This is a genomic window from Tangfeifania diversioriginum (assembly GCF_900141875.1).
GTDB classification, from domain to species: Bacteria; Bacteroidota; Bacteroidia; order Bacteroidales; family Prolixibacteraceae; genus Tangfeifania; species Tangfeifania diversioriginum.
In genome coordinates this window covers 1-8708 of record NZ_FQZE01000058.1, presented here as the reverse complement: position 1 = coordinate 8708, position 8708 = coordinate 1, and the positions used below count along the sequence as shown (strand labels likewise).

At 38.4% G+C, this 8708-nt stretch carries 6 protein-coding genes and 1 tRNA gene; 5 read left to right on the top strand and 2 right to left on the bottom strand.

Annotation, left to right across the window (positions count from 1 at the left end):
- The first annotated feature begins 574 nt into the window (after window positions 1-574).
- From BUC07_RS19940 to BUC07_RS19930, 5 genes are all read left to right on the top strand, one after another.
- Complete coding sequence (locus BUC07_RS19940; RefSeq protein ID WP_175552580.1) at window positions 575-1606, top strand: BF3164 family lipoprotein; 1032 nt, start codon at window positions 575-577, stop codon at window positions 1604-1606.
- 237 nt (window positions 1607-1843) lie between these two features.
- Window positions 1844-2029, top strand: a complete 186-nt coding sequence (locus tag BUC07_RS20785; RefSeq protein ID WP_139279670.1) for a hypothetical protein — start codon at window positions 1844-1846, stop codon at window positions 2027-2029.
- Between the two features lie 465 nt (window positions 2030-2494).
- Window positions 2495-3682, top strand: a complete 1188-nt coding sequence (locus BUC07_RS19935) for a BF3164 family lipoprotein (RefSeq protein ID WP_073174021.1) — start codon at window positions 2495-2497, stop codon at window positions 3680-3682.
- Between the two features lie 116 nt (window positions 3683-3798).
- Window positions 3799-4092 (top strand): S26 family signal peptidase, encoded by a 294-nt coding sequence (locus BUC07_RS21700; protein WP_394333218.1) that lies wholly within the window; start codon window positions 3799-3801, stop codon window positions 4090-4092.
- A gap of 140 nt (window positions 4093-4232) precedes the next feature.
- Window positions 4233-7391 carry an efflux RND transporter permease subunit gene (locus tag BUC07_RS19930; protein WP_073174018.1) on the top strand — a complete coding sequence of 1053 codons (3159 nt, stop codon included), beginning with the start codon at window positions 4233-4235 and terminating at the stop codon, window positions 7389-7391.
- A 161-nt stretch (window positions 7392-7552) separates the two neighbouring features.
- Here BUC07_RS19930 and BUC07_RS19920 read toward each other — a convergent pair.
- Together BUC07_RS19920 and BUC07_RS19915 are read right to left on the bottom strand one after the other, a co-directional pair.
- A tRNA-Leu gene (locus tag BUC07_RS19920) sits at window positions 7553-7638 on the bottom strand.
- A gap of 228 nt (window positions 7639-7866) precedes the next feature.
- On the bottom strand, window positions 7867-8193 hold the full coding sequence (locus BUC07_RS19915; RefSeq protein WP_073174016.1) for a hypothetical protein: 327 nt from the start codon (window positions 8191-8193) through the stop codon (window positions 7867-7869).
- Between the last annotated feature and the right edge of the window lie 515 nt (window positions 8194-8708).

Genomic DNA, 8708 nt, shown 5'->3' with positions numbered 1-8708 from the left:
TAATATTTTGTTTGCACTTTGAAGCTAAATTGTGTGACTTTTTTGTATGTAATTTATTGACAATCAATTGTTAATATTGTTTTTCAGCAAACCTTAAGTAGTTCGGTAAATTCAACTGCCGGTAGGTGTCAGGATTTATGTATCCCTCTTCACAATGGATCATGTGGATTACAAGGCGATGATGGCCCTCTAATTTGCGGAGGCGCAGACAATTGGGAGAAAATTAAACCAATGGAGCCATAAAAATGAATAAAAAGGCTGGATAGAGAGTGATATTCAACGATATTGCAAATATTTGTTATTCACTGTAGAATAACGGTAGGGTAAATATGATAATATTTATATCTGCTTTTTGATTCAGCCTTTTTATAATATCTTATTTACCTAATGTTGGCGGAATTAATTAATTGAAATAGAGCTCTGCTTCGCTCATCCCGATAATTAAGTTAATTCATCTAAGTCTCTGATTCTTAGTTTAGAACTGGATGTGTGTCAGCGTTTAGGTGATAAGTCACTTAAAAACGTAAAATAAAAATCAAAACAGTTTCTAAGTTTTCTTATGAAATTAATTATGATGAAAAAAATAATACTTATATCATTTATTTTTCTTTCCTTCAATGTTTGTGCCCAAAAGGAGGTTAATTTTGATCTGGATGATTTCCCAAAAACTCGGTCGCTAAAAGGAGAAAAAATTACATTTGATCTTCCTTTAATGAACCCATGGAAAATGGAACTGGCCGATTCATTGTTATTTTTTTTAGGCTCTGGGACAGAAGATGCAATTGACGTTTACAATTTAAATACCCGGGAAAAGGTTACCCAATTTTGCAGACGGGGGAGGGGCCCTGGAGAAATGATCTTTCCGTTTTTAGTTCAATATATTCAGAATTCCGATGATGTTGTGGTGCATGATTTGAACGGGAAAAAAGTGATTGTTTATTCTCTGAAAAAAATTCTGGGTAGAAATCCAAATAACTATTCGAAAGTTGTAAAAGTAGATTCTTTGTATCCAAGAAAACTTGTTAAAATTTCCGATGATAGGTTTTTCGCCACCCTTATCGGACATCCGGATGCATACATGAACTGCCTCCTCGATGCGGATGGAAATGTGGTAAAAATGCTAAATAAATTTCCCGATCCCGGTATGGAGAATAATAATACGTTGGCTTCCAATCTCTATCAAACAAACATTTGCGTTTCACCTGATTTGTCTAAAGTAATCCTTTCATACGCTGCCTGGAAATGGATTGAAATTTTTAATGATCATGGAGAGTGTATTACGAAATTTTCAGGACCTGATTTTAAAGAACCAAACTTTGTCCGTCAGGGAAAAAACGGATTGGTTCTAACCACGAACAACAGTCTTTCTTATTGGGATGCTGAACCCAACAATAGGAGTTTCATGATTCCTTATTCCGGCGAGAAAGTAAAAATAAGTGGATCCAATTTTTATAAATATGCATTGCATTTAGCGTACGATGGGGAACTGATTTGTAAATATACATTCGATCCTGTTGTTTTAGATATTCAAATCGATTGGGAAAAACGCATTATTTATGGATTAAATTTGGAACTTGAACCTGAGGTTTATAAATATCATTTTTAATGCAGGATAAAATTTATAATTGTTTTGATTGTGCGTTTCAAACCCAGCCACAACTTTTACGGCTTCCAGATGCATGGCTTAATTAAAACTCTGTTAGAATCGCATTATAAAAAGTAAAAAATTGTAATTTTGGCTGTGATGAAAACACTGCATGATATAAAACAAAAATAATGAGGCATTAATTAACCAATAAACCCGTCTGAAAAGGGCAATCGAACGAGCAACAAACAACGAACCATGAACAACGAACGGCAAACAATCGTCGAACTATCGAACTCTCAAACCAAACCTGCCTTCTCCTCCTTCTCCGTCATTGTAGTATTCCTGGCGCTGGTGATTATCGGGATGGCATTCATTCCGGTTTTGGATGTACGTTTTAAACCCAGCCGGAACCTGCCGCAACTTTCTGTGCAGTTTTCGTAATCCATTTATTATTAAAAAAGTTAGTGTGTGTGCAGCCAATTGAATGCCGGTATTTTAGAATAATTCTAAACTATTGTAATAAACCCTCTCCATTTTGAAAAAAAAATAATAAATTGTAAATTGTTGATGAAACTTAAATAAACACCATTAAATTTTAACGAATAACATTAGGCATTAAACACATCAAACCAGAAACATAAACAAAGTAACTACCAAAAACCAATAAATTCAAACTAAGAGATGACACACTTTTTTACCCACTATATTTCAAATAATAATTTACCCGGTACAATAAAAAGGGGCGGCAAACTTTTACCCGCTAAAGTATTATCAGTTTACTGCCCCGTGTACCATCCATCCCGGAAAGCCTGCCCGACGGGAGGCGGGGAGGTGATGTGACAAAGATAAACAAATATGGGGTGCATACATATGTTTGAATGTGTAACCTATTTTAAATAATTTATTATGATTTTGGTTTTTTTAAATTTCATACATTTCTCAAAACTCAAAACGTTTTATTATTTCCTAATTATATATTTTTTTTTAGTTGCTTGCAATAGCAAGAATGACTGGACATCAGAAATAAAGTCTACTGAAGATTTTATAAATGCGTTTCCAAAGGAGTATAGAATTAAACCAGAGATTTATATTGACGATTCAATCAATCTCATAACGCCAGTTTCTATACATTTAGTAGGAGATATACTTTTAGTAAACAATGCTTTTTTAGGTAATAAATATTTTTTCTCTGTTTTTGACTTAAAATCCAAAAAATATTTTGGTGAGTTTTTAAAAAGAGGAAAGGGACCTCACGAATATTTAAGAATTGGTGGTGTTGAAAATTCAATGGATTCATTGATGATATTAGATTATTATAAAAAGAGACTTTGTTATTTTTCCCAGGAAAGTGTAAGGAGATTAAATAACAAGCCAGATATATGTTATCCCATACAAAGTGCAAAGAACGATGGGAATATTATGCAAATGTTCAAATTCAGGAATATGTTAATTGGCACAGGAGCGTTTGTTGACGGTAGATTTGGTCTTTTTTCAAGGAAAGGTGTTTTATTTAAAAAATTTGGGGAATATCCATATTTTAACTTTAAGGATACGTTAAGCGTAGATCATATGGGTAGTCTTTTTGGCATCAAATGTTCATTTTGTTCAAATATGGACAATACACAATTAGCTTTTACTAGTGAATACTCCATTAATTTATATTATTACAATTATGAATCTGATATTTTTTCTGACTATTTCTGTGTGCAATGGGGCTCACCAGCAATTGCAGATGTTGGTTATAAAAAAGGAAAACCGTTTGTAGCCAAATGGATTGAAGAAAGTTACGCAACAGCAGGAGATTTGGTCTCAGTTGGAAAATATATAATTTTTCCGTTCTCGGGATTAAGTAAAATTGATATCGCTAGATATGGAATAACGGACTATTACAAATATTTGTTAGTAATGGATTGGGAAGGTAATCCAGTTGTTCGTTTTTCTTTAGACAAAGCAATAAAAGGCTCTCTAATAAAAGACAATTCTGAAGAGTATTTATATAGTATACACACTAGCAATAGTTCTGGTTTTAGACAAATTATGAGGTTTGATATTGAAAATTTATTGAATATAATTGAGCAAAATGAAAATAAATAATTTTACAACAATTTTACTTATTGTGACTTCATTATAAATGAAATATGGTTTTGTACCGTCCAAATGATTTAGACAAATAGGTTGATGATTTAAACGAAGAATTTGATTTTCAAATTGTGGCATTAACTTTAAAACAAAAACTGGACTACGAAAGCCATATCAATACTGATTCAATAGTATTAAATATTTTTCCTTGCGATACTTTAAGCAAAGTTTTTCCTTTTGATTCGAATCTATTATGGAGCATTGATAATTATGGGCCTTTCGTAATTCCAGAAAAAGATTCTATTGGACTCTCATTGGATTTTTATTTTGTACTTGGTGATAATAGACATAACTCTTTTGATTCTCGTCACCCAGCCACAACTTTTACCGCTTCCAGATGCATGGCTCAATTAAAACTCTGTTAGAATCGCATTATAAAAAGTAAAAAATTGTAAATTTGGCTGTGATGAAAACACTGCATGATATAAAACAAAAATAATGAGGCATTAATTAACCAATAAACCCGTCTGAAAAGGGCAATCGAACGAGCAACAAACAACGAACCATGAACAACGAACGGCAAACAATCGTCGAACCATCGAACTCTCAAACCAAATCTGCTTTCTCCTCCTTCTCCGTCATCGTTGTTTTCCTGGCGCTGATGATTATCGGGATGGCATTCATTCCGGTTTTGGATGTACGTTTTAAACCCAGCCGGAATTTGCCGCAACTTTCCGTCCGGTTTTCGTGGCCCAATGCATCACCTAAAGTAATTGAAGAGGAGACCTCGAAAATTGAAGGTGTGCTGGGGAAAATCAGCGAGGTGGAATCCATCGAGTCGGTTTCGTCGGTCGGAAACGGCACGGTCACTCTCAACTTCGACAAACACGCCGACCTGGATAAAAAACGGTACGAAGTGTCCACGCTTATCCGCCAGTTGCGCAGCGACCTCCCCGATGAAATGAGTTACCCCGAAATTACAACCAACGTGGAGCGTGACGAAGACCAGGTTTCTTTTATGGTTTTAACGCTGAATGCCAGCACCACTACGCACAACATCCAGAAAACAGCCGAACAGCGTGTCATTCCGGAGTTGCTGAAAATAAGCGGCATTGGCGACATTGCACTCCACGGTGCCACTCCGTACCAGTGGGAAATCCGTTTCAACCCGCAGTTGCTGAAGAATTATTCGCTGTCGCCAACCGAAATCAGTGCAGTGATTAACCAAATGGGCGATAAAACGTTCCTCGGAAACCAGCAAACCGGTTCCGGTTCATCCGTGCCGGTGCTTTCTGCCTATCAGTACTTCGAACCTGAAAAGTGGGGCAGGTTGCCCATCGCCAATAAAAGCGGGCGAATTATCACACTCAGCGATGTAGCTACCATAAAACTCAGGGAGAAACCGCCCACATCGTATTACCGAATAAACGGCAAAAACACCATCAACCTGGTGATTTATTCTGCGCCCGGTGAAAACCAACTGAAGCTTTCCGGCAACATCCGCGAAACGCTCGCCGAAATTCAGCCGCAACTGCCATTTGGTTATTCAGTGCAGGTGGCCAGCGACAGCACCGTTTACATAAAAGAAGAACTGACAAAAATCGGGTTGCGCACGCTTTTTTCGCTGCTTATCCTGTTGCTTTTTGTGCTAATAGTCAGCCGTTCGTTCCGGGTGCTCGGAATCCTGTTTATCGCGCTGATTGCCAACCTGCTCATTGCGGCAGTTTTTTATTACATTTTTAAAGTTGAAATCCATATTTATTCGCTGGCGGGAATCACGGTTTCGTTTGGAATCATCATCGACAACAGCATTATCATGGTCAGCCACCTTCAGAAACAAAAAGGGTTGCGGGTATTTATTGCGCTGCTGGCTGCCACGTTAACAACACTCGGGGCGTTGTCAGTGGTTTTCTTCTTGAAAGAGAATCAAAAAGTGATGCTCATCGATTTTACCTGGGTGATGCTCATCAATCTCGCTGTTTCGCTGGTTGTTTCACTTTTTCTGGTGCCTGCCCTGATGGAAAAACTGTACAAACAGAAAACGAGAAAAACACCGGTCAGGGTGCGCCGCCGGATCATCAAAACAACAGGGTTTTACCATCGTTTCATCAGTTTTGAAAAAAGGTACAAATGGGCATTTATACTCCTTGCCGTTCTGGGATTTGGTCTGCCAATTGGTATGCTGCCCGATGAAATGGAAAAGGAAGGGAAATTCGCAGAATATTACAACAAAACACTGGGTGCTGAAAAATTCAATGCCGATATAAAACCGGTTCTCGAAAAAGTTTTGGGAGGTTCGCTCCGCCTGTTTACGGAGTATGTTTTTGAAGGAAGTTTCTATTCCGATCCCGGGCAAACCACCTTGTATGTGCGCGGGAGTATGCCGGAAGGCTGTACAATTCATCAACTCAACGGTGCGGTAAGAAAGATGGAGCAATACATCAGCCGGTTTGACGAGGTGGCACAGTTTGAAACCCGGATTTACGGGTATAAAAACTCGAGCATCGTTGTGCATTTCACCAAAGAGGCAGAAAGTTCTTCGTTTCCGTTTATGCTCAAAAGCCAGGTGGAATCGAAAGCGATTTCGATGGGTGGAATGGACTGGTCGGTTTACGGAGTAGGCAAGGGTTTTTCGAATGCACTGAACATGGATTACAAAAACAGCCACATTCTGCTTACCGGCTATAACTACAATGAATTGTACAGTTTTGCCGAACAATTAGAAGAAAAACTGCTAACCAATCCGCGGGTAGAAAAAACTGAAATTACCAGTTCACAATCGTGGAATTCTGCCACCCGGTACGAATACAATTTACAGGTGGATAAAGAAATCCTGGCCGGCCAGGGATTGAATTATTCCGATTACACCGGCTCGCTGTTTGCACAGCTTTATTCGCGGAACCTGCAGCCATTTTATAATGAAACCGAGTTACAACCAGTTGTTTTGGTGTCGGCAGAAAGCGAGGAATACAACAAATGGGATTTTTACAACATGCCGGTGGGCACACGCAAGGGGCTTAAAAAACTTTCGATGGGAGGAAATATTGAAAAATTGCTGACCGGAAAATCGATTTATAAAAAAGACCAGGTTTACCAGATGTATCTGAACTATAATTTTATTGGTCCGGGACCACTCGCACAGATGGTGCAGGAACGCGAAATCGATGCCTTAAACGAAATTCTTCCCCTGGGCTACAAAGCACAAAAGCCCGAACGGTACTGGTACTGGAACCGCGAAGACAAAAAACAGTACGGGTTGTTGTTGCTAATAATCGTAATCATTTATTTCGTAACCTCAGTATTGTTTGAGTCGTTGTTAAAACCACTGGCTGTAATCAGCCTGATTCCCATTTCATACGTGGGCGTATTCCTGACTTTCTACCTGTTCGATTTTAACTTCGACCAGGGAGGATTTGCGTCGTTTATATTATTGAGCGGGCTCGTCGTCAATGCTGCAATCTACATAATTAACGATTTCAACAACCTCGCTTCGCGCAAAAATAAACCGCTAACGGTACGCACTTACCTGAAAGCCTTCAATCAAAAAATAATTCCAATAACACTCACCATCCTGTCAACTGTTTTGGGATTGATTCCGTTCGTTTGGGGAGGACAAAAAGAGGTGTTCTGGTTTGCGTTTGCAGCAGGCGCTATGGGAGGGCTGCTGTTTTCAATGGTGGCGATTGTTTTTTATTTGCCTTTGTTTTTGCGATTGGAAAAGTGAGGGGAGTTCGAGGGTTTCCAGTTGTTTGAAGGTTTGAAGGTTCGAAAAGTTAGAACGATTCCAAACAACTTCAAACTAAGTTTTCGTTAAAATAACGCCTGATTTAAATAAAAAAACCGCTGCAAATATTTAATTTACAACGGTTTAATAATTTTTGTTTGTGCCCAGGACAAGAATCGAACTTGCACGGCCTAAAACGGCCACAAGGCCCTCAACCTTGCGTGTCTACCAATTCCACCACCTGGGCGTAATAAAATGTTTGCCGGATGTTGTCTGCCTCCCGACGCTTCGGGATCACCACCTAAGCATATTTGTATGAACTCTTTTTGCCTTGAACCTTACGTGCCTTCCAACTCCACCCCCGAAGGGATTTCACAGGCTCAACACCTGGGCAAATAATTCTTTCAAAAAACGCGACTGCAAAACTATAAAATTTCTTTAAATCAAACCTGTTTTTGTGAAAAATGTTACTGCTTTATCGCTCATATTCTTCCTCGAAACGGGTTTTTACAATGGTGCCGTTTTTTACCGTAAAATAATAGCGCTCGGTTTTTGTCACTTTGGGAGTGATAATCGGATCGAGTGTTAACTGCCCCTGTCCAATCTCTGTGCTTTCCAGTTTTTCAGTCTTTTCAAAAATATATATTTTTTCACCTTTCTGCTCAATTACGGTAGTTGGCTGTCCGAAATTGGCCTCCATTTTTGCAACGGGTTCTCCCACAAACGCTTTGCGGAGTTGCCGCTGCGTGCCGCACGAAACTGAAACAATCAATATCAGTAAAATATATACAATTTTTTTCATGAATAATTTTTTTGCAAAGAAACCAGAAATTTTTTACCTGAGTACCTGATTTAAATGATTTTAACTTTAGAATTTTATTTTTTGATACCTGTTGGCGGAATTAAATTGTAATATACTGAATTACAGTTCCCGCACAGCGATCCCGATGGGAGACTCCGCTCACTGTGACAGTCAGACTGAGCGGAGTCGAAGTCTGGAAGTCAGTTCTTTGGAAAATAATTCCGCCAACGAGTTTTTTGATATATCTCCCGCTGATTTCGCTGATTATCGCAGAGATTGAATCAGCGTTATCTGCGGGAATCCACATTGATTATTTAACCGATGAATAAATGATCAAAACTGCTGTTGAAAACAAATGATTTCTTGACATTCCTGTTCATCTGCTACTTTTGAATATTTTCTATCTTTGCCGCGTGTTTTTAACCTACCTTATACACAATCATGCAACGTTGTTTAATTGTGCGAGTTGATTCTCAAGAAATTTAATACGCTTTTCTTTAAATGCTGCTTGGTTC

What these genes read in the sequence shown, in the direction of transcription:
- BUC07_RS20785 (WP_139279670.1), top strand. Translation starts at nt 1,844, where the DNA reads ATGAACAACGAACGGCAAACAATCGTCGAACTATCGAACTCTCAAACC.
- BUC07_RS19915 (WP_073174016.1), bottom strand. Translation starts at nt 8,193, where the DNA reads ATGAAAAAAATTGTATATATTTTACTGATATTGATTGTTTCAGTTTCG.
- BUC07_RS19940 (WP_175552580.1), top strand. Translation starts at nt 575, where the DNA reads ATGAAAAAAATAATACTTATATCATTTATTTTTCTTTCCTTCAATGTT.
- BUC07_RS19930 (WP_073174018.1), top strand. Translation starts at nt 4,233, where the DNA reads ATGAACAACGAACGGCAAACAATCGTCGAACCATCGAACTCTCAAACC.
- BUC07_RS19935 (WP_073174021.1), top strand. Translation starts at nt 2,495, where the DNA reads ATGATTTTGGTTTTTTTAAATTTCATACATTTCTCAAAACTCAAAACG.